General features: G+C 66.3%; 12 protein-coding genes. 9 read left to right on the top strand and 3 right to left on the bottom strand.

The annotated features are described in order from the left end of the window. The first annotated feature begins 79 nt into the window (after positions 1–79). Positions 80–1219, top strand: coding sequence for an ATP-binding protein (locus IPF85_RS02260; protein WP_343406439.1), 1140 nt, complete (start codon positions 80–82; stop codon positions 1217–1219). 72 nt (positions 1220–1291) lie between these two features. Here the strand turns inward: IPF85_RS02260 and IPF85_RS02255 are convergent, their stop codons facing one another. Then, the gene (locus tag IPF85_RS02255; RefSeq protein ID WP_343406438.1) at positions 1292–3781 is read right to left on the bottom strand and encodes a hypothetical protein; all 2490 of its coding nucleotides are present in this window, start codon (positions 3779–3781) and stop codon (positions 1292–1294) included. Positions 3782–4383: 602 nt separating this feature from the next. Here IPF85_RS02255 and IPF85_RS02250 point away from each other — a divergent pair. From IPF85_RS02250 to IPF85_RS02235, 4 genes are all read left to right on the top strand, one after another. Continuing rightward, on the top strand, positions 4384–5610 hold the full coding sequence (locus tag IPF85_RS02250; protein ID WP_343406437.1) for a DUF3048 domain-containing protein: 1227 nt from the start codon (positions 4384–4386) through the stop codon (positions 5608–5610). A gap of 268 nt (positions 5611–5878) precedes the next feature. Then, complete coding sequence (locus IPF85_RS02245; RefSeq protein WP_343406436.1) at positions 5879–7267, top strand: DUF3048 domain-containing protein; 1389 nt, start codon at positions 5879–5881, stop codon at positions 7265–7267. A gap of 117 nt (positions 7268–7384) precedes the next feature. Next, positions 7385–8518, top strand: coding sequence for a DNA gyrase C-terminal beta-propeller domain-containing protein (locus tag IPF85_RS02240; protein WP_343406435.1), 1134 nt, complete (start codon positions 7385–7387; stop codon positions 8516–8518). A 19-nt stretch (positions 8519–8537) separates the two neighbouring features. Further along, positions 8538–9407: a DinB family protein gene (locus IPF85_RS02235; protein WP_343406434.1), complete on the top strand. Its 870-nt coding sequence runs from the start codon at positions 8538–8540 to the stop codon at positions 9405–9407. A 360-nt stretch (positions 9408–9767) separates the two neighbouring features. Here IPF85_RS02235 and IPF85_RS02230 read toward each other — a convergent pair whose 3' ends face one another. After that, positions 9768–12923, bottom strand: a complete 3156-nt coding sequence (locus tag IPF85_RS02230) for an AMP-binding protein (RefSeq protein ID WP_343406582.1) — start codon at positions 12921–12923, stop codon at positions 9768–9770. Next, the gene (locus IPF85_RS02225) at positions 12923–14449 is read right to left on the bottom strand and encodes an AMP-binding protein (protein WP_343406433.1); all 1527 of its coding nucleotides are present in this window, start codon (positions 14447–14449) and stop codon (positions 12923–12925) included. Before IPF85_RS02225 ends, IPF85_RS02230 begins: the two co-directional genes overlap by 1 nt. A 230-nt stretch (positions 14450–14679) precedes the next feature. On the opposite strand from IPF85_RS02225, the gene IPF85_RS02220 reads away from it, so the two are divergent. The 4 genes from IPF85_RS02220 to IPF85_RS02205 all read left to right on the top strand — a co-directional run bounded on the left by IPF85_RS02220 (position 14680) and on the right by IPF85_RS02205 (position 22025). Then, entirely contained in the window at positions 14680–15810 is a 1131-nt protein-coding gene (locus tag IPF85_RS02220; RefSeq protein WP_343406432.1) for a saccharopine dehydrogenase C-terminal domain-containing protein, read from the top strand. Between the two features lie 5 nt (positions 15811–15815). Next, positions 15816–16598, top strand: a complete 783-nt coding sequence (locus IPF85_RS02215; RefSeq protein WP_343406431.1) for a class I SAM-dependent methyltransferase — start codon at positions 15816–15818, stop codon at positions 16596–16598. A 64-nt stretch (positions 16599–16662) separates the two neighbouring features. Then, on the top strand, positions 16663–18822 hold the full coding sequence (locus IPF85_RS02210; RefSeq protein ID WP_343406430.1) for a hypothetical protein: 2160 nt from the start codon (positions 16663–16665) through the stop codon (positions 18820–18822). Further along, the gene (locus IPF85_RS02205; protein ID WP_343406429.1) at positions 18819–22025 is read left to right on the top strand and encodes a DNRLRE domain-containing protein; all 3207 of its coding nucleotides are present in this window, start codon (positions 18819–18821) and stop codon (positions 22023–22025) included. Before IPF85_RS02210 ends, IPF85_RS02205 begins: the two co-directional genes overlap by 4 nt. Positions 22026–22123 lie beyond the last annotated feature (98 nt).

Here is a 22123-nt window from a genome sequence, read left to right as displayed (position 1 = left end):
GAGATGGAATCCATAAATTCTGCTAAATTTGTGGAGTCGAGCTCCATAAATTTTGCCAAATTTGTGGAGTTGAACTATCATGGGCGCCATGATAGCACGCGCATATGAACCGCTCGATCGTTTCTTGCAGCCGAACAAGGTGTTGCTCATCTACGGACCTCGTCGCGCCGGCAAAACGACGCTGCTTCGCAATTTTCTCAATCAGACCACGCTTCGCTACAAGCTCGACTCTGGCGACAATATCCGCACGCAGCAGCTCCTCAGTTCACAGGACTTCAGTCAGATCTTGGCCTACGTCGAAGGCTATGAGCTGTTAGCCATTGATGAAGCCCAGGGAATTCCCAACATCGGGATGGCCCTCAAGATCATCGTGGACCAGGCGCCGGGTATCCGGGTGCTGGCAACCGGATCATCCTCGTTCGAACTGGCCGGCCAGGTGGGCGAGCCGCTCACCGGGCGCAAACACACCCTGACGCTGTATCCCGTTTCGCAAGCTGAGCTGCTGCATTCACAGGTCAACCGCTTCGAGCTGCGCCAGCGCCTGGAGGACTACCTGGTCTATGGCAGCTATCCGGAAGTGATCGTGGCTCCCACAGACAATGCCAGAATCGAGGTCATCACCGAAATCGCCAACTCCTATCTGCTGAAGGATATCCTGGCGTGGGACCGGGTCAAAAGCTCGCGCACGCTGCTGAGCCTGCTCAAGCTGTTGGCTTTTCAAGTGGGGCAGGAAGTGTCACTCAATGAACTCGCGACGCAGCTCAGTGTGGATGTCCGCACGGTGCAGCGTTACCTCGACCTGCTGGAGAAAGCGTTCGTCATCATACGCGTGGGTGGTTTCAGTCGCAACCTGCGCGGCGAAGTGACGAGCAAGGCAAAGTATTATTTCTTCGACAACGGCATCCGTAACGCCCTCATCGCCCAGTTCAACCGCCTCGATCAACGCAACGATGTGGGGCAGTTGTGGGAGAACTTCGTCTTTGTGGAGCGCATGAAGCACCGCACCTACGCCGCGATCTACGCAAATATCTACTTCTGGCGCACGTATGACCAGCAGGAGATTGACCTGGTGGAGGAACGCGACGGCAAACTGTTCGGCTACGAATGCAAATGGTCGCCCAAGCGGGTGGGACCAGCGCCGCGCAACTGGACGGCGACCTATCCGGAGGCGGAATTCGCGGTCATCACACCGGAAAACTACCTTGATTTCGTGTTGTGACCACTGCGGCTGTTCCCACAACCGGATGCGGTTGGTGAAAATGCAGCCGCAGCGGTCAACAACACCTTTCCGCTATCCTCCCAACCACCCCGGTGCGTAGTCGAAATTCACCTCATTGTGGGTCAGCAGCACCAGGCCGCTGCCGTCAGGCTGGACGCGCAAGATCTCGCTGTAGCCGTTGCCGGGCCGGTAGCCGCTGAAGACGATGGCGTCGCCCTCGAAGCCCCAGGCGGGTGAGCCTGGTCCCAGCAACTGCGGCACGAGCAGGCTGATGTCTGTCCCATCGGGCCTCATCGTGTAGAGCGCCTGCCCCTGCGGCCGGCTGCCCCAGAATACGATGCGACCGAACGAAGGCTCCCAGCTTGGATCGCCGTCGCCGCCGAAGTTGACCGTCAGGCGCTGGGCGTTGCTGCCGTCGGCGTGCATGACGAAGATCTCGCCGTTGGGCGTATACAGGTCGGAGGTGTAGACGATGCGGCCGCTGTCGAACGACCAATTCGGCTGCATCTCGTGGGTGGTGTTATTCGTCACCTTGCTGATGGTGTGCGTGGTCAGATCGAAGATGTAGATATCCCAGTCGCCGTCGCGGTCCGACTCGAAGGCGATCTTTTGGCTGTCGGGCGACCAGGCTGGGTTGCGGTGGTTGAATGGCCCCTCGGTTAGCATCGTGGCCGCGCGACCGTCGCGGCTCATCACCCAGATCTGACTGGTCGCCGGGCTGCCGGCGTCATGACGCTCGTAGGCGATCCAGCGGCCGTCGCGCGAGCCGGCCGGCGCGGTCTCGAAGGCGTCCGCGGTGAAGGTCAGGCGCACCTGGTTGCGGCCGTCGGGCCACATGCGATAGATCTCGCTGTTGCCGTCCCGATCGCTGGCGAACACCACCTGCGGCTGCCCGTCGTCCTGAATTACCGTCAGCGCGTCGCTCTCCTGACTGGTCACGAACACCCTGGTCAGCATCGGGTCGGAGGCGATCCCCTCATCCGCACCTGCCGGCACGGGGATGCTGGTGATCAACGACCAGTTCAAGGTATCGTAGATCTTCACCTCGTCGCCGCAGGCCACGAACAGGCGCCCGGTCCGTGGGTTGACCAGCAGCACGTAAGGCTCTTTGCCAACCTCGATCGCACCCACGATCTGATCCAGGTAGACGTCAATCACGGTCACCGTGTGCGCCGGCCCGCGGTTGGCGACGTACAGCCGCCGGCTGGCCGGGTCATAGGCGATGCCGTACGGCGCCGGCACGTTGTCCCAGTGGCCCAGCACGCTGGTCCCGCGCAGGTGATACACCTGGTTCGAGCCGTGGGCCGTCAGGAACACTTCATCTCCCCCGGGATCGCTGGCGAACATGGCCGGTTCGTGGCCGACGCCGCTGAGCGTCTGCACCACAGCCAGCGTGACCGGGTCGAACACGGTCACCGTGTCGCTGCCGTAGTTGGCGATGTAGCCATAGCTGCCCGCGATGACCACGCCATCAGGCATGGATCCGGTTGGGATCGTGCCGACCACAGCGCCCAAGACGGGGTCCACCACCGTGGCATTGCTCGTCTGCCGGTTGGCGACCACCACGCGGCCGCTGGACGGGATGAGCGCCACGCCGTTAGGCCCCTGCGTGGCTGACCCTAAGTCAATCTGCGCTTGCAGGCTCAGGTACTCGTTGACCACCCCTAGCGTGTGACCGCTGTGGTCTATGCCGTGGAACGCCACGTAGACGCGAGTGTCCATGTAGACGCTATCGTGCGAGGCGTTGACCGCCACGCCGTGCGGCCGGCTGCCGACCGGCAGGTTCAACCGCCCGGCCCAGTAGGGTGTCCTCACGACACCGGGCGCGGCCGTCGGGATAGCCGTGCGCGTCGCCGTCGGAGTAGGGCTTGCCCCTGCCCCCGTCGGCGTCGGGGTCGCCGTGTGTGTCGCTGTGCGCGTCGGCGTCGCGGATGGCGTCGCATTTTGCGGGCAGATATTCAGCGAAGCGTCGTCAATGATCGTGCGACTGATGCCGCCCGTGCCGTTGTTGTAGGTGCCGAACTGCAAGCGCAGCGTCTGGCCCGCGTACGGAGTCAGGTCAAGGGACGTGGCCTCACGCCAGGTTGGGTTGTTGATCCGCTCGGTCAACAGCCAGACGAGGCTGCCGTCGCTGCGGATGGCGAGGACATAGAAGAAATCGGCGCCCAGCGGCGCCAACGGGCGATCGCTGGCGTCGCGGTTGAGAAGCTGCCGAAGTTCCGCCTCGCTGCGTGGCAGCATCTTCGGATCGGGCGGCGCGGCCGTTGCCTGGCCGCTGGCGCCGTCACCCCACACGTTGATGCGCCAGAAGCGCACCTCTGACCTCCCTAAGCCTGCCACGACCACGGCCTGTTCGACGGGCGAGTAGCTCGCCACATTGGCGCCACCCTGTGCGATGCCCGTGCGCATGGCGCGATCACCGCTGTGGACCGGCGCGTTGACATAGGCCGCCAGCACCGGATTGGTGCGAATGATCCACGCCTCGTTGGTCTCGAAGCCGCCGTTCACCAGCATGTTCGAGCAGTCGGAGGGTGTGGGTGTGGGGGTGGCCGTGTGCAGCATGTTGCACGGTCGGCGTCGGCGTAGCCGTCGGCGGAACCGCGGGCACGCTGTACTGAAACAGGGGTAGGTAAAGCCAGAACGTCCGAGGCTCAACTGGTCGGCCACCGGGGGGAGGTGTCAGAGTGAACCAGGGATCCTGGGGAGGGCAATGCGCCCCAGACTCGCCGAGGCCACGCTCGCAAGCACGAACAGGGCCAACAGCGCGCCGCCGATGAGCATCAGTGTTTTGGATCTCATGCTATCCTCCTGCGCAAGGGGAATCGCTGCCACCCGTTGCCCAGCCAGGTGCTGGCAACCCGGCAGCGGACACGGCGACCTGGCCAGGCCCAGAGTCGTCTGTTTTCCCATTGTGATGACGCAGGCCGTCTGCAGGAGATGTGCTGACCTCATGACCAGACGCCCGCCGGCGCGCGGCAGCGTGGTTCTGGCACAAGCAGAGGCTGCCGTGCGCAGAAGTGAACCCTGAGCGGCACAACTGGCCCATCCGTTATCTGCCTCCCCCGGCCATTTGGGCCACTGATACCCCGATGTTATAATCACGTTACGCCGCTCTGGTTGTATCAGGCGGTGACTCTGAACCTGTTGTTGCGAGAATGAGTCCTATGCGTATCAAACCTACTGTGAATCACCGCCGCGCCTGGGGTCTACCCTGGCTGCTGATTGCGATCCTGCTGCTGACCAGCTGCGGCCAGCCCACCCCCGCGCCTTCACCCACGCCAACGAAGACGCCGAAGGCGCCCGCGGCCCAGGCCACCGACGCGCCCAAAGCCGTCCCGCCGACCGATACGCCGGCGCCGCCGGCAACGGACACCCCGGCGCCGCCCGCCGACACCCCCGCCCCAACTGACACGCCTACGCCGGCGCCGCTGCCCGGCAATTATCTCGATCCGGCCAAAGACCCCAACCTGGCGCCGTTCACCGGCCTGCCGTTGACCGACGCGACCGTGCGTGACCGGCGGCCCCTGGCGATCAAGGTGGCGAACACCGAAAACGTGCGGCCGCAGGACGGGCTGAGCAAGGCGGATGTGGTGATCGAGCAGCGCGTCGAGTACAACCTCACCCGGTTCACGGTGATTTACTACAGCCAGGGCGCGGAGCGCGTCGGCTCGATTCGCAGCGCGCGCTTGCCTGATCTGGAATGGCCGGCGGTGTTCGACGCGGTGCTCTGCTTCTCCGGCGGCGTCGAGCCGGTGCGCCAGAAGCTCTACGCCTCCGATTTTGCCGACCGCATCCTGGAACAGGCGCGCAACGGCAGCGCCTACTTCCGCGATCCCAACATCGCGGTGCCCAACAACCTGTTTGCCAGCACCACCACCCTGTGGAACGTGACCGCGGCCCGCGGTTGGGACAAGCGGCCGCAGCCGGCGTTGGGCTGGGTTTTCAGCGCCAACCCGCCGGCCAACGGCCGCAGTGTGACCAGTATCAAGATTCCCTATCCCACCGGCACTGACCGCGTGGAGTGGCGCTACGACGCGGGCAGCGGTCGCTGGCTGCGCTGGCAGGGCGGCGTGGCGCAAAACGACGCCAGCATCGGCGCGCAGTTGAGCAGCGCGAACATCGTGGTCATGGCGGCCAATCATGTGCCCACCCTGATCCTGGAGCACGACACCGTGGATCGCGGCGTCAACCGCTCGATCGAAATTCAGGTGTGGGGCGAAGGCCCGGTGACCGTCTATCGCGATGGCCAGGCCTACCAGGGCAAGTGGATTCGCGGCGGCCGTCAGGACCCCTTGCGCTTTGTGGATGGCAATGGCAATCTGATCCCGCTCAAGCCGGGCAACACCTGGATGCAACTCGTGCCGCTCGATATGACGGTGACGGCGCAGTAAGTACAAAGTACAAAGTACAAAGTGCAGAGTATCCTTCGCCCTGTTGAGTGAGAACGCCTTCGTGCGCAATGAATAGCGGGTGGTGAAAGAGGAGAGAGAACGGAGAACGGAGAACGGAGATCGGAGATCGGAGAACGGAGAACGGAGAACGGAGAACGGAGAACGGAGAACGGAGATCGGAGATCGGAGATCGGGTGGTGAGGGTGTTGATTGGAAGAAGGTTGATTGAGGAAGAAGGTTGACTTGGGGAAGAGGGAGGAAGGTGAGGATGCGACGGCTTTGGGGTGTAGCGCGGGTGTTGATGGGGGTGGTGGTTTTGTTGACGGGCTTGCTAAGCCCGGCGGCCGCAAGTCCGGCGCCGGCGGGAACGACGCCGGCCGATGGTGCAGTTGCGCCGTTTACCGGGCTGCCGGTGCGCGATTCAAAAATTCTGACGCGGCGGCCGCTGGCGATCAAGGTGGCTAATACGGTGAATGTGCGGCCGCAAGGCGGTTTGAGCAAGGCCGATGTGGTGATCGAGCACCGCGTCGAGTACAATCTGACGCGCATGACGGCCATCTTTCACAGCCAGGGCGCGGAGCGCGTCGGTTCGATCCGCAGCGCACGCCTGCCTGACATGGAATGGCCGGTGATTTTTGATGCTGTGCTCTGCTTCTCCGGCGCGTCCACCGAAGTGCGCAAGATGCTGTACGAATCGGACTTCAAGGAGCGGCTTTTGGAGCAGGCGCTCAACGGCCCGGCCTATTTCCGCGATCCCAAGCGCGCGGTGCCACACAATTTGTATGCCAGCACGACCACTCTGTGGAATGTCGCGCAGAAGCGCGGTTGGAACAAAGCGCCTGAGCCGAAACTCGGCTGGACGTTCGACGCGGCCGCGCCAGCCGGCGGCAGCGCGGCGTCCAACCTCAAGATTCCCTATCCCACCCGCAGCGACCGCGTCGAATGGCGCTACGATTCCAAGGCGGGCCGTTGGCTGCGCTGGCAGGGCGGCGCCATCCACAAGGACGCCGGGACGAACACGCAGTTGAGCGCGGCCAATGTCGTGGTGCTCACGGCCGTTCATGTGGCGACGCCCATTTTGGAGCACGGCACGGTGGATGTGGGCATCAATCGTTCGATTGAGATTCAGGTGTGGGGCGAGGGCGCGTTGACTGTCTACCGCGACGGCAAGGCCTACCCCGGCAAGTGGGTGCGGCCAGAGCGCCAATCGCCTTTGACCTTCCTGGATGCCAACGGCCAGGTCATTCCGCTCAAGCCGGGCAACACCTGGATGCAACTCGTGCCGCCCGATATGACAGTGACGGCGTGCCGGAGTGGGAACAGGGGGGGGACGGCCGCCCCCCGGCCCCCGGCCCCGGGGGGGGGGGGGGCGGGGGGGGGGGGGGGGGGGGTGGGGGGGGGCGGCGGCCCAGGCGCGGGCCGGGGGGGAGGGGGGGGGGGGGGGGGGGGTGGCGCCTTGGGGCGTGGGGCGGGGGGGGAGGCGCGCCCCCGCGGGGCCGGGGGGGGGCAGGGGGGCCGGGGCCCCGGGCCCGCCGCGCCCCGGCCGGGCGGCGGCCGGGGCGCCCGGGCGGGGGCGGGGGGGGGGGGGGGGGGGGGGGCGGTCGGCCGGCGCTCCCCCCGCGCCGGGGGGGGCTGGTTAAAGCCGGGGCGAGCGTAAAGGGGGGGGAGGGGTGGCCCGGCGGCCGGTCCGAAGGCCATTCCGGGGGGGGCCCGCAAAAAGCCGGCGGCGGGGGTACCCCCGCCGCCTGAAACCTGACCAGCCTACGGAGAGTCCATGCCTGACGACATTCACAGCACCCCTATTCCCGACCTGAATACGCTTGCCCCGGCCATGCGCGCGTACATCGAGATGTTGCAGGCCGAAAATCGCAGCCTGCGCACGGAGTTGGAACAGACCAGGGGCGTGCGCCGCGTGGAACGAGCGGCCGCGCCGCGGGTCAGCGCTCCCCGGCCGTCCGCGGCCGAGCCGGAGCCGCTCAATCTGCCGGCTATCCAGTATTCGCCCGCTACGATGCTCATCAGCATCAGCGGCCAGGGCATGGTCAAGCGCACGCCGCTCAACGCGTATGGCAAACAGCGCCGGGGCGGTATGGGCGTTTACGACATCAAGCTGAAGGACGATGACGCGCCCGCCTTTCTCCTGATTGCGTTGGAAAGCGAGACGCTGCTGGTGGTCACCAGTCGCTGCCGCGCGTACCGCGTACCGGTGAGCAGCCTGCACCTGGGCGAGGTGCGTGACCGGGGCGATGGCCTGGCCGAACGCCTGCGCCTGACTGAGGGCGAGAAGATCAGCGCAGTGCTGGCCGTCAACGATGCCAATGAAAACGATCGCCCCTGGGTGCTGCTGGGCACGGCCACAGGCGCTGTGCGCCGCATGCGCCGCAACTTCGTCGGCCCCAATCTGGCCGATGGCACCATTCTGTATGAGCCCAAGGATGGCGGCCCGCCGACGGTGATGTGTCTGAGCCGCGGCGATGGCGATCTTTTCCTGGCGAGCAACACCGGCCTGGGCATCCGTTTCGAGGAGAAACTGGTGTCGCACCGAGGCACCCGCGGCATCAGGCTGACGCCGCAGGAGCGCCTGGTGGGCATGGCGCCGCTGCCCGCTGACGGCAGCGTGCTCCTGGTGAGCGCGGATGGACAGGGGGTGTTCCGGCCGATGGAGAGTTTTGCCGCCAGCAAATCCGCAGGCGGGCAAGGCAAGATCGCCATCAAGACCGAATCCCTGGTGGCCGCGCTGCCGGTCCGCGCCGCGGATGAGATGTTGTGCATCAGCGCGTTTGCCAAGCTGATCCGCTTCGACGCGGCCGAGGTGCCGCCCCGCACCAGCGTGGCGCAGGGAGTCAATGTGATGGAACTGCGCGGCGACCGCGTCACGGCGGTCACGGTCTGTACGCCGCCGGGCTAACGAATCAAGGAGAATCAACATGGGAGAGATCAACATTGTCCAGGCTGTGGAGGAGTTTGCACGCGTTACCCAGGGCGCTGCGGCCGCCGACCTGGAACGTCCCTGGGTGTGGGGTGCATACGACGAGGAAGGTGTGCGCTTTGCCTTCTTTCGCACCTACGAGGAACTGCGAGAGCTGGAAGTGCGCCTGTTGACCGCCCGCAGCGCCGCCGGCTGCGCGCCGACGGCCGGTCAGCGCATCCTGGCGCTCTACCACCTGGCGCATCGTGATCTGCAGGCCGCGCTGCTGGGTGTGTCGCCGGCCCTGGCCGCCCAGGCGCCTGCAGCGGGCGAATGGTCCGTGCAGCAAACCCTGGCCCACATGACCAAGGCCACGATCGGTTTCTACGCGGTGGTGCGCGGCGCGCTGGACAGCCGGCGCGGCGGCGTCGCAGAGCCGCCGGACATGACCGATGAGCTTTGGCAGTCCACGGCTGGCGTCAGCTTCGAGGCGCTGAACGCGCAGCTCGAAGGCGAGTTTACGGATCTTTTGGCTTTCGACGCCGCTTGGCACGATCGCGTCCTGGCCGAACTGGCCGACGTGACAGAAGAGGAATTGGCCTGGCCCGCGCGCTACTGGGAAGGGTACGACATGCCGCTGCGCTTTCGCCTGCATCGCTTCGACGCGCATCTGCGCCAGCACACCATCCAGGTGGACAAGACGCTGCTGGCGCTCGGCCACGAACTCACGGAAGCCCGGCGCCTGCTGCGCCTGATCTACGCTGCACTGGCCGAGGTCGAAGGCGCGTTGATCGGCGCGCCGGATGCTGTGGGCCTCGATCTGCGCCGTCAGACCGCCGCCGCCATCGCCGGCCGCGCCCATGAGATCGCCGCCATCCTAAAGTCATAGACGACAGGAATTCCAAATGTGAACGGAATGGCTGCCCGTAAATGGGCCTGCGCTCCTCGTTTGGGCGGTTTTGGCCCAAGATCCCCGAGATAGGTGGGCAGCAAGAGGGATTGTGGGCGTTGGAAAGCTACATTTGGAAATGCGGCGCCCCGTAGGGGCGCCTTGACTTGAGCGAGCGATGCCCCCCACACCCGTCGTCCCGTAGGGACGCCCTGACCTTAGCGATGCCCCCCCACACCCGTCGTCCCGTAGGGACGATTGAATGAGCCCCGAGCGCAATCCGTCGCTATACCACGACCGCGGGGGATGGATTCAACCGTCCCTACGGGACGGATACGGCTCGTGCGATGATGGCTAAGGTCAGGTGTCCCTACGGGACGCGTCGCGCCCACCAGGACGGCCTGGCGCTGGCCAGTCACATGGATGGCTACATTTGGAACTGCTGCATAGACGACGAGCAATGACATCTGCTTGATCCTGCATAGAGGCAATTTGAGCGGGCAGTAGCGCGATTTCCGGCAGCGCCAGGTACTTGCTCAAGTGTCCCCAGTAGAAGTTGCCCAGGTCATGCGGCCAGGCGGCGGCGTACTGCGCCGCGTACTGCTGCACCAGGCTGCGCACCCGTTCGTCTGCCATCTGCCCCTGCGGCGTCAGCGGCTCGGTACACTGCATCTGCACGTGACCGGACAGGCTCAGCGTCACGAAGACAGGAATCACGGCCGCGCCGCTGCGCACGGCCAGCTCGGCAAAACCGACGCCAAACGGCCGTTGGCGACCGTAGAAGGGCAGCGTGAGCGCCTGACTGACCTGGTAGCCATCCGCCGCGATGCTCAGCACGCCGCCGCGGTTCAGGGTTTGCAGGCCCACCACCATCTGCGCGGCCAACCCCACCTTTTCATCCACCCGCTGACTCTCATCATCCACCAGGAAACGGCCCTTGTAGCGGTGCAGGCCGAGCAGATCGAGCTTGGCGCCCCCGCGGCCCACGATCATCAAGTCGTCTGCACCCTGGCGGGCCAGGATCAACAGGGAGAGTGTGCTGAGGGCGGCATGGCGATTGAGGATGATGACGCCGCGGCCCTGCGCTTGGGCCGCGGCCAAAATCTCCAGGCCCTGCACCTGCACGTACGCGTCGAAGACCGCCGGCGTGGCCTGGGCCAGCGCGGCCAGGCGCCAGGCATGCCACAGGTTGGAGCAAAGGCTCAAGCGGATCACCGCCTTCGCCGCGACCGGCTGATCGAGCAGCGCCAGGCAGCGGCGCAGCAGGGCCACCTGCGGCTGGAACGCGCGCTGCTGCAGCCAGGTCTGGCCGCTCAACCAGGCCAGGAAGCGCGCGCCGGTCGCGTAGGGCAGCCGGCTGCCCACGGCCTGCGGTCCGCCGCGCATGAGCGCCTGCGCCAGCGCGCTGATCTTCTGGCGGGTGGACAGATCAGGCCGGGCCAGGATGGTATGCACGCGCGGCCGCGGCGGCGTAGAAAGGGCGGTTTTCTCCAAAACTGGCTTAGCCGCGGGCGGCTCGCCAGGCTCTGCGCTCACCAGCGCCTGGGCCATGCCGGCCACGCTGGGCGTCTGCAGGAGCGTCTGCGCAGGTACGGTGCGTTGCAGATGCTCCTCGATCAGCACGTGCAGCTCCACCAGGGCCAGGGAATCGCCGCCCAGGTCGAAGAAACTGGTGTTGCGATCGGGCACGGCCGCGCCCAGGACGGCCTGGAAAAGCTCCTGCAGCGTCAGCTCCACCGCTGCGCGTGACAGATCCGCGGCCGCGGCCGTGGGCGGCGGCGCGGTCCATGCGGCCACGGTCTCCAGCGCGCCGTCGAGGTACAGGCGGCGGGTGGTCTGGTGCTGCACCTTGCCACTGCTCGTCTTGGGCAGGCTGAGCGGGGCGATCAGGGCGATACTGTAGGCCAGGATGCCGTGCTGCCGCGCCACGGCCAGGCGAATGGCGCGCACGATTTCATCGGCCTGATCCTGGCGCTTGCGGAACTCGCGACGCAGCTCTTGCACGATCACCAGGCGCTCCTGGCCGGCGACGGTGACGCCAAAGGCCGCACAGCTATCGGTTTGCAGGGCCGCGTGACTGGCCGCGACGGTCAGCTCGATGTCCTGCGGGTAGAAGTTGCGCCCCTGGACGATGATGAGGTCCTTGATGCGTCCCAGGATCATCAGCTCACCTGCATGCCAGAAGCCCAGGTCGCCCGTGCGCAGGAAGGGGCCGGCGCCGCTGTCGGCCAGGGTGGCGCCAAAGGTGTGCTGCGTCTCGTCCGGGCGATTCCAGTAGCCTGCGGCCACGCTGGGGCTGCGGAACCAGATTTCGCCGATCGTGTCGGGGCCGCAGAGGATGCGCTGTTCAGGCTGGGCGATGACCAGTTCCACGTCAGGGGCACTCAGCGGACGTCCACAGCCCACCAGGGCGTAGCCATCCACGCCCGTGGCCGGGCGCACCTGCTGCTGCTCTAGGCCGCGCGGGTCGAAGGTGAAGATGGACGGCGCCGTCGCTTTGCGGCTGCCCGCCACGAACAGGGTCGCTTCGGCCAGCCCGTAGGCGTGATAGAAGTTCTGCGGCCGAAAGCCGCACGGCTCGAACGCGGCGTCGAAGCGGGCCAACGTTTCGGCGCGCACCGGTTCTGCGCTGTTGACCGCCACCTGCCAACTGCTGAGATCGAGGCCGGCCTTTTGCGCGGGCGTGATCTTTTGTGCGCACAGGTCGTAGGCGAAGTTGGGCGCGGCGCTGGTGTGCCCGCGGAAGCGGCTGATGGCCTGCAGCCAGCGCACCGGATTTTGCAGAAAATCGGTGGGCGAAAGCAGGACGCAGGGCGCGCCGATGAAGATCGCTTGCAGGGCCATGCCGATCAGGCCGCCGTCGTGCTGCAGCGGCATCCAGTTGACGACGACCGTCGTTTCATCCTGCTCCCAGACGCTTTGCAGGCAGCGGGCATTCGCCAGGATGCTGCTGTGCGGGATCATCACGCCTTTGGGGTCGGTGGTGGAGCCGGAGGTGTACTGCAAGAAAGCGATCATCTGCGGGGTGAGCGGGCGCGGCTGCCAGGGCGGCCCTGGTTCGGCCAACGCCTGCTGGAGGTCCAGCCAGTGCAGCGCGGCCAGGCCGGGCGTCTGGCCGATGCGGCGATCGAGAGTGGCGATGACCTCGGGCGCGGCCAGGGCCACGGTCGCGCCCGCGTCCTGCACGATCCATTGCAGCCGCGTGGCCGGCCGTCCCGCCCGCTGCAGGGCCGGCGGGTGCGCGGGCACGGCAATCATGCCCGCGTAGAGGCAGCCCAGGAAGGCCGCCATGAACGCCAGGTCAGAGGGGAAGGGGACGAGCACGCGGTCGCCCGGTTGGGCCACGCACTGCAGCGCCGCCGCCACCTGTCGCGCTTGCCGGTCCAACTGGCTGTAGGTCAGGCGCTGTTCCTCTGTCTCGCCATCGGTCAGGTAGATGTAGGCGGGGCGGTCTGGCTGTCGAGCAGCGCGCCAACGCAGCACATCAACCAGGGTGTCGGCCTCAGGCGCTGCCATCACTCGGCCAGGCTCTTTTTATCAATTTTGCCGGTGGGGCTTTTGGGCAGGCTGGCGCGGAATTCGATCAGGCGCGGGCATTTGTACTCGGCCAACTGCGCTTCGCAGTAGGCGATCAGCTCGCGCGCGCCGGCTTCGGCGCCCGGTTTGAGCACGACGAAGGCTTTCAGGCGTTCATCCAGGTTTTTGCGCTGCAGGCCGATGACCGCGACTTCGGCTACGGCCGGGTGCGCTTGCAGTACGCGCTCGACCTCGGCAGGGAAAACGGAAAAACCGCTGACCTTGACCATCTCGCGCAGGCGGTCTACGATGAAGAGGTAGCCGTTGGCGTCCAGGTAGCCGGCGTCCCCGGTGTGGAACCAGCCCCCGCGCAGGGCTTCGGCGTTGGCCTCTGGCCGATTCTGATAGCCGCTGAAAACCTGCGGCCCGCGCACGATAATTTCACCAGCGCTGCCCGGCGGCATGTCGGCGTCCGTCTCATCCACGATGCGCAGGGAGGTGCCCCACACCGGCTTGCCCACCGAGCCGGGCGGCGCGCTGCGCATCAGGGCCGCGTTGGCAAAGGTCAGGGGCACCGCCTCGGTCATGCCGTAACCGGTGATGACTTCAACCTGGAAGCGAGCCTTGAACTGCGCCATGACTTCGGAAGAAATGGTGGCGCCGCCGAACATCACCTTGCGCAGGGAGCTGAGATCGAAGGCGGCCACTTGCGGAGAGTGGAGCAGCAGGTTGGCCAGCATGGGCACACCCGCGAAGTAGGTCACGCGGTCGCGCTGGATGTTGGCGGCCAGGGTGGCGATGTCAATGCGGCCGACCAGGCTCAGCGCGGCGGTGGTGGCGCAGGCCACGAGCAGGATGGTCTGGCCGAAGATGTGCGAGGCCGACGCGGTCATCAGGATGACGTCGCTGGGGCCAAGCTCCCACTGATCGCGCGCGAGCAGTTCGGTGAAGAAGTGCAGGTTGGCATGGCTGAGCATCGCGCCTTTGGGGCGCCCGGTGGTGCCGGAGGTGTAAAGCACGACGGCTACGTCCTGCGGTTGGGTGACCGCGGTCGTGAAGTCGCTGCTGGCGGCGCTCAGCAGCGGCGCCAGGCGTTGGGCCGCGGGCGGGCAGGCCGTGCTGCCGGGCAGATTGTCGAACAGGAAGTGCTGGCAGGTGCCGGCCGCCTGAAAACCGGCCTGGGCCGCTTCCAGGAAAGGCTCGGCGGCCACGAACGCGCCGGCATGGGAATCGGTCAGATAGTAGGCCACTTCTGGGCCGGGCGACTGCGGGTTGAGGGGTACTGGTACGGCCCCCATCTTGAGCGCGCCGAAGTAACAGGCCATGAACGTGGGCGAATTGCCCAGCAGGAACGCGATGCGTTCGCCGGGTTGAATGCCCAGGTCGGTGAACATGCGCGCCGCGCGGCGCGCGTTTTCTTCGACCTGGCCAAAGGTCACGGGCTGCTGTCCGGTCAACAGAAAAGGTTTGTCGCCGGCCCGCTGTGCGGCGTCCTCCAGGAACATGGCGGCATTGAGCGTATGCATGGAACGGCCCCTCCTTCGAGAAAAAGTAAGACAAAGTAAGACAATGTAAGAAAACGTAAGAAAACGTAAGAAAATGTAGATCTGCATTTTGGGGACTACCCAGAGTATACTGTGATGGCTGCCTGTCGGCAAGATTGCCAGTAGTGATGGGCGTAATGCTGGCGCGCCCCTCAACCGCTTGGAAGTCCCCTCTGTGGTGTGGTAAAATGACTCACCATGTGGGGGCATGAATGATGAAAAAAGTGGTTGTTTTGGGCGCGGGCATGGTGGGCGGGGCCATGGCGGCCGATCTTTGCACCGAGTACGAGGTCGTGGTGGTGGACGCGGACCGCGGCCGCGGGGAGGCCCTGGCCGGCCGCCATCGCCTGACCTTTCAACAGGCCGACCTGATGCAGCCGGCGGCCATCGCCGCGGCCGTGGCGCCGGCGGACCTGGTCATCGGCGCGGTGCCCGGCTTCATGGGTTTCCAGGTGCTGGCCGCGGTCATCGCCGCGGGCAAGAACGTCGTGGACATTTCATTTTTCCCTGAAGACCCGTTTGCCCTGGATGAACTGGCGCGCCAGGCCGGGGTCACTGCGGTGGTTGATTGCGGCGTGGCGCCGGGCCTGGGCAATCTCATCCTCGGTTATCACTATGGCCGCATGGCGGTGGATTCGTTCGAGTGCATGGTGGGCGGTTTGCCCACGGCGCGGCCTTATCCCTGGCAGTACAAAGCGCCCTTTTCGCCCATTGATGTGATCGAGGAGTACACCCGGCCGGCGCGGCTGGTGGTCAACGGCGAGATCGTGGTCAAACCGGCGCTCTCCGATGCAGAACTGGTGACGCTGGCGCCGGTCGGCGAACTCGAAGCCTTCAACACCGACGGGCTGCGCACGCTGCTGCGCACCGTTTCTGTGCCCCACATGCGTGAGAGGACGCTGCGCTATCCCGGCCACATCGAGCTGATTCGCGTGCTGCAGGCGAGCGGTTTCTTCGATGCGACGCCGCGGCGCATTGCCGGCGCGGAGGTGCAGCCGCTGGCGGTGACCGCGGCGCTGCTGTTCGAGCAGTGGCGCTTGACGCCCGGCGAGCCGGAGTTCACCATCATGCGGGTGCAGATTCGTGGCCGTGAAAACGATCAGCCCTGCGCCTACAGCTACCATCTGTACGATGAAACCGATGCGGTGAGCGGCACCTCTTCGATGGCCCGCACCACCGGCTACACCTGCACCGGCGTGGCACGCCTGCTCCTGGACGGGACTTTCCGCCGCACCGGCATCTGCCCGCCGGAGTTCGTGGGCGCGGACGCCGATTGTTTCGAGCGCGTCCTGGCGCACCTGGCTGCGCGCGGGGTTCACTGCATGGACATGAAAACGATATAACAGCTATGACTGACGCAACCAAGACCTATTTTCGCCAGGCGGACACCGTCCTGCACTGGTGGTTTCCGGAAGACCCCACCCATCCGCTCTATGCGCATTTTGCCGAACAACTGCGCTGGGTGCTGGCGCAGCAGACGTGGCGCGATCAGCGCGTGCTGGACATCAGCACCGGCAAGGGGCGTTTTGCCGTCAACCTGGCCGCGCTCGCCGCGGAGGTGACGGCGCTGGACATTGCGCCGCAGATGCTGGCGCTGGCGCAGCACGCGGCCGATGAGCACGGCGTGGGCGTGCAGTTCTTACAGGCCGATGCCGAGCAACTGCCTTTCCCTGACGCGGCCTTCGATGTGGCGCTCTGCATGGAAGCGATCATGCATGTGCCGCATCCGCAGCGTCTGCTGAACGAGATGGCGCGGGTGACGCGGCCCGGCGGGAAAGTCATCCTGAGCATGACCAACCGCTGGCGCCTGAACGCGTTGGGCGAAGCGCCCGGCGCGCTCTACCGCCGGCTGGGCCTGGCGCAGCAGCCCACCACCCCGCGCTACATGTGGCACTATTCGGCGCCGGAGTTCAAGCACTTTTTCGAGCGGGCCGGACTGACCATCGAACGTCTGCATGGGCAAGGGCTGTTCCAGGCCAACGCCCGTTTGTGGCTCAACAGCGAGGTTTCGCTGCCCATGTTCCCGCGTTGGTTTGCGGATGCTTTCTTTGCCCACGTCGAGCCGTTCCTGCGCGAAACCCCCCTGGCCGCGGTGATGGGCACCGTCATGGCGGTCGCCAGCGTCAAGTGACGCTTGTCCCTACTCCAAAATGTGATACAATAGGCCATCCCCAGACGCGCCAGGAGAACGCCCAATGCAGAACCAACGCCGCTGGCTACCGATCCTGATCCTCATCCTGATCGTTCTGTGTCTTGTGCTCTATTTCCTGCTGCGTCCGCTCCTCCCCATCATTCCGGGGACGGCCACCCGCACCTCCACGCCTACGAGCGTGCGTGACCTGCATACGCCCACCGCCACCGCCACCCGCACGCCCACCGCCACGCCCACGCTGGCGCCCAAGCCGGTGTGGGGGCCGGGTAACTACATCCTGGTGCGTCGCGACGACTATCAGCCGACAACGCCGCTGCCGACGAGTCTTCCTGCCCTGGCCTCTCACATTGATGTCTACTGGGATCAAATCTCGGCCACGGGCAGCACCTTCAACTGGGCCGCTATCGAGGCCAAAGTCAGCCAGATCGCGACCCAGCAGATCACCCTGTCCGACGGGCGCCGGATTTCCCGTCCTGTCTGGCTCACCCTGCCCGTCTTCTGGACGCAGGGCCTTGAGCGCAGCGGCCAGCGCTTCTGCAACAACAACGTTCCCAACTCAGTCAAGGCCCTGGCGCCCGATCATGTCATCCAGATCACGCAGACGCTGGATGAGCCGCCGCGCCCACTGACGCCTTACACCGTCAACGTACCGGCCTTCGATGACCCCGATCTGCTGGCGGCCTATCGCACCCTTGTCATGGATGCCGGCCGCCAGTGGAACAACGACCCGCGCATCGCCGGCATCATCATTGCCGGTGGTTACGACAACGAGACGCAGATTGGCGCCAATTGGTGTTACGTCAACGGCGATGACGACAACTTCCCGGTCAGAAAATGGCAAATGACCGCCTTCGTCACCGGGGCCATCCAGGCCTTTCACGACGCCTTCCCCAACAAGCCGGTCTATCTCAACTTCGCGCCGGCGCCCACTGATGAGAGTCGCTGCACGTGGGTCAACTTGATGATGTCCTACAACCCGCGCCACATCGGCGTTGGCTTCAATGGCATGAGCCCGGACGTGCCCCAGTTTGTGGAAAACCCCAGATCCACGCCCCCGCCTGGCATTGACTGTGGCTCGCTCGAGTTGATCAAGCACTACGCTGAGATTTTGCCGACCAAGTTCGAGCCGGTATTGCCATTTCCAAGCGGCAATCAAGCGGACATGCAATGGCGCTACTGGTCCTGGCTGGCCGCACTCAACGCCCGCGCCGACTTTGTGGATGTGCAGGATGCCTGGTTCTGCCCGGCTGATCGTAACAGCGGCGCATGTACCAGCAGCGTCAGCACCCTCAACGCCGTGCAGACGCCCAATCCGACCACGGGCGACGCCGGTTTTCCCGTGCATTTTGGCAACTGGATCGAACGCCAACTCGGCAAGACCGCTGCCACCAATGACCAACTGTGGGTGGCCCTACGTGAGACAGAGTACCCGCTTGGCGGCACCTACTGCGGATCTTTCTGCAGCGGCTGGCCTGGCGACTTCGAACACTACATCGAGGTTATCGCGACCTCACCCGCGTCGGTTCATCTCAGCGCCTACTGCGGCGGCAATTCGTGCAGCACGGCCGGCTTGCCGTCTCCCATCGAATCTGTTTACTCGCGCCACGCCAAGCAGATGCAGTCCGCGCGGCTGGGCTTCGACGTGATGGACACGGTCCACGCCGGGCGCCAACTGGGCAATGTCACCCTGCGCCTGGCCTACGTGGACAGGGACACCAGCGATTTCGACGTCGTCTACGCGTCGGACGCGGCCGGCACGCGCCGTCGCCTGACCATCAACCGTCAAGGCACGGGCGCCTGGCGCTGGGCCACCTTCGATGGGTTGGACCTCTTTGCCGGCAATCAGCTCGACAACGGGGCCGACATCCAGATCGAATACACCGGCTCAGGCATCAAACCGATCCTGCACATGCTCTGGCTCGACCTGCGCAACGTCACCACGGGTGGAGTGACGCCGACCGTCATCATCCCACCGCTGCCCACCGACACCCCCCACCGCGTCGACGCCCACGCGCACCCGCACCCCGACGCGCACGCCGACCCCGACGCGTACGCCGACCTGGACTCCCACGGCCACGTCTATACCGACGAACACGCCGACGCGTACCCCAGACCTGGACGCCCACAGCGACGCCGACGCCGACCATCACGCCCACGCGCACCTGGACGCCGACTTCGACGGCTACCCGGACGCCGACTGTGACCGTCACGCCGACGCGCACCTGGACGCCGACTTCGACGGCTACCCGGACGCCGACTGTGACCGTCACGCCGACGCCTACGCCTACGCGCACCTGGACGCCGACTTCGACGGCTACCCGGACGCCGACTGTGACCATCACGCCGACGCCTACGCCTACGCGCACCTGGACGCCGACTATCACGCCGACGCGCACCTGGACGCCGACTTCGACGGCTACCCGGACGCCGACTGTGACCATCACGCCGACGCCGACGCACACCCCGACCCCGACCATCACACCGACGCCCACGGCTACCCGGACGCCGACTGTGACCATCACACCTACGCGCACCCGGACGCCGACCCCGACCAACACACCGACGCCAACTGTGACCGTCACGCCGACGCGCACCTGGACCCCGACCCCGACCATCACACCGACGCTCACGGCTACCCGGACGCCGACTGTGACCGTCACGCCGACGCCTACGCGCACCCCGACCCCGACCCCGACCATCACACCAACGCCCACGGCTACCCGGACGCGCACACCGACGCCAACCAACACGCCCACGGCCACGAACATGCCGACGCCTACGGACACCCCGACGCCGACTGTGACCATCACGCCGACGCACACCCGGACGCCGACCCCGACCAACACACCGACGCCGACTGTGACCATCACACCAACGCCCACGGCTACCCGGACGCCGACTGTGACCATCACGCCCACGCGCACCTGGACGCCGACCCCGACCAACACACCGACGCCGACTGTGACCATCACGCCGACGCACACCCGGACGCCGACCCCGACCAACACGCCGACGCCGACGCGCACCCCGACCGCGACCAACACGCCGACGCCCACGGCTACCCGGACGCGCACACCGACGCCAACCAACACGCCCACGGCCACGAACACGCCGACGCCTACGGACACTCCGACGCCAACCGATACCCCGATGAACACGGCGACGCCAACGAACACACCGACCGCGACCGACACGCCGACGCCGACTAACACGCCAACGGCTACGGACACCCCGACGCCGACCGACACACCAACCGTTACGCCAACGGCTACGGACACCCCAACCGCAACCGATACGCCAACGGCTACGGACACCCCGACGCCGACCGATACCCCCACGGATACCCCGACGCCGACCGACACACCAACGCCGACCGACACGCCGACCGCGACCGACACCCCAACCATTACGCCGACGGCTACGGACACCCCCACCGAAACGCCGACCACGGTGCCCACCGGGGTGGTGATCCTGCAGCAGGGGCGCGCCGGTTACGAGGGCGGCGGCGATGCGGCTATCCGGGCCGACGCCCCCACGGCCAATTTCGGCAAAGAACCACTGCTGGCCGTGCAGTCCGGCGGCCGCTCGGCCGTCCTGCTGCGCTTCGACCTGCCCGACCTGCAGGGCTTCGCCGCTGTCTCGAAGGCCACGCTGGAGATCCACGCCCGTCAACGCTCGGCCAGCACGCGCCTCTTCATCGCGGCCTACGAGGTGACGCAGGCCTGGGATCCGGCCACAGTGACCTGGCAGGAGGCGGCCGCGGGCACCGCCTGGGGAACGCCCGGCGGCGACAAACGCCAGGCGCCGGCAGCCACCGGCGTGCTGCTCAGCGACCACATCTGGTACCGCCTGGACATCACGCCGCTCGTGCAGCGTTGGCTCAGCGGGCAGACGCCCAACTTCGGGCTGTTGATCCGGGCCACCAGCGATGCCCCGGTGCGTTTCGATCTCGCCAGCAACGAGATCACCACGGGCGCCTTGCAGCCGCGCCTGGTGCTCAACTACCGCCCGGTGACGCCTACGCCGACGGCAACGGATACGGCCACCTCGACGCCGACCGACACGCCTACTCCGACCGCCACGGCCACACCCACTCCGACGGCAACGGATACGGCCACCCCGACGCCGACCGCGACCGATACGGCTACGCCAACGCCGACCGATACGGCCACGCCAACGCCAACCGCAACGGATACGGCCACCCCGACGCCGACCGACGCGCCTACTCCGACCGGGACCGACACGGTTACGCCAACGCCGACCGCAACGGATACGGCCACCCCGACGCCGACCGACACGGCGACGCCAACGCCGACCGAGACGGCCACGCCTACTCCGACCGGGACGGCCACGCCGACCGCGACCGACACGGCCACGCCGACCGCTACCGATACAGCCACGCCGACCGCGACCGATACGGCCACGCCGACGCCGACCGCCACGGCTACGCCAACTGCGCTGGCGACGCCCACTCCCACACCCACGGCCACGCCGGGCATCATCACCCTGCCGACGGTCACGCCCACTCCCGGCCCAACCCCGGCGCCGACCACCCTTGCGCCCGTGGCGACCACCGCGCCCGTCGCCGGGATGCAGGCCAGGATCGAGATCGTGTGGCCGCACAACGGCGCGGCGGTCAGCCAGGCCGATCAAGCCAATGTCACCGCGTATCTGTTTGCGGACGGCAGCCTGAACCCGGTGAGTTGCAGCGCCACGCCCACGGTGCGCCTGTGGATGGCGCAGAACAGCGAGCCGGCGACCTTCGTGGGCCGCGGGGACAAGCGCCTGGCCACCGATGCCGGCCGCACCTTCCCGGTGTGGGACTTCAACGATGTGGATGTCAGCGCGGCGCGTAATGCGGTCAACACGCTGCACTTTTTTGTGACCGTGGATGAGGAGAGCGCCGCGCACAACGTCTGGTCGCATGGCAGCAGCCCGCTGACCCGCCCGGCCGCGGTGCGGGCGCCAAGCGGGGTGGCGGCCGGACGGCCGTTGGCCCTCGATGCGCGCATCGTCTCGGTGCAGAGCGCCGGCAACCTGCCGGTGGCGCAGGCCACGCGGGGCACGCTGAGCGTCCATCTGTTCGTCGCCAACAGCCTGCAAGCCGTGGTGGGCGACCGCGCCTGGCAGCCTGACGTGCGCCTGCATTGGGCGGTCAACAGCGGCGTGGATCAAGCACCGCAGGGCATCGCCGGCGCGCCGCGGCCGCTGACGGTGGGCAACGTCACCTTCACCGCCTGGGACTTCGCCGATTTCGACCTCAGCCTGGCGCGCGACCCGGCCAATCAGATCTACTTCTGGGTGGATGTGCCCGGCGTGCCCACCTTCAGCAACGTCTGGGTCTACGGCACAGACACACGCACCTATCATCCCCTGGCCGATGTACCCGCACGCGGCTGCCGCTGACACGCAAAAATCCCTGCGGGCCGTGAGTATCGTCACGGCCCGCAGGGACAAAGGATTCGTGAAATTCGTGGCGAAAATCTACCGCAAAGCCTCGGCAG

The sequence above is a fragment of the Candidatus Amarolinea dominans genome, from assembly GCF_016704685.1.
GTDB lineage: Bacteria > Chloroflexota > Anaerolineae > SSC4 > Amarolineaceae > Amarolinea > Amarolinea dominans.
The sequence above is the reverse complement of the archived record's forward strand: the minus strand, read 5'-3'. Positions and strand labels throughout refer to the sequence as shown.

Bases quoted from the DNA above. Each gene is read 5' to 3' on its own strand.
- IPF85_RS02260 (WP_343406439.1), top strand. From the start codon at position 80: ATGGGCGCCATGATAGCACGCGCATATGAACCGCTCGATCGTTTCTTG.
- IPF85_RS02255 (WP_343406438.1), bottom strand. From the start codon at position 3,781: ATGCTGCACACGGCCACCCCCACACCCACACCCTCCGACTGCTCGAAC.
- IPF85_RS02250 (WP_343406437.1), top strand. From the start codon at position 4,384: ATGCGTATCAAACCTACTGTGAATCACCGCCGCGCCTGGGGTCTACCC.
- IPF85_RS02245 (WP_343406436.1), top strand. From the start codon at position 5,879: ATGCGACGGCTTTGGGGTGTAGCGCGGGTGTTGATGGGGGTGGTGGTT.
- IPF85_RS02240 (WP_343406435.1), top strand. From the start codon at position 7,385: ATGCCTGACGACATTCACAGCACCCCTATTCCCGACCTGAATACGCTT.
- IPF85_RS02235 (WP_343406434.1), top strand. From the start codon at position 8,538: ATGGGAGAGATCAACATTGTCCAGGCTGTGGAGGAGTTTGCACGCGTT.
- IPF85_RS02230 (WP_343406582.1), bottom strand. From the start codon at position 12,923: ATGGCAGCGCCTGAGGCCGACACCCTGGTTGATGTGCTGCGTTGGCGC.
- IPF85_RS02225 (WP_343406433.1), bottom strand. From the start codon at position 14,449: ATGCATACGCTCAATGCCGCCATGTTCCTGGAGGACGCCGCACAGCGG.
- IPF85_RS02220 (WP_343406432.1), top strand. From the start codon at position 14,680: ATGATGAAAAAAGTGGTTGTTTTGGGCGCGGGCATGGTGGGCGGGGCC.
- IPF85_RS02215 (WP_343406431.1), top strand. From the start codon at position 15,816: ATGACTGACGCAACCAAGACCTATTTTCGCCAGGCGGACACCGTCCTG.
- IPF85_RS02210 (WP_343406430.1), top strand. From the start codon at position 16,663: ATGCAGAACCAACGCCGCTGGCTACCGATCCTGATCCTCATCCTGATC.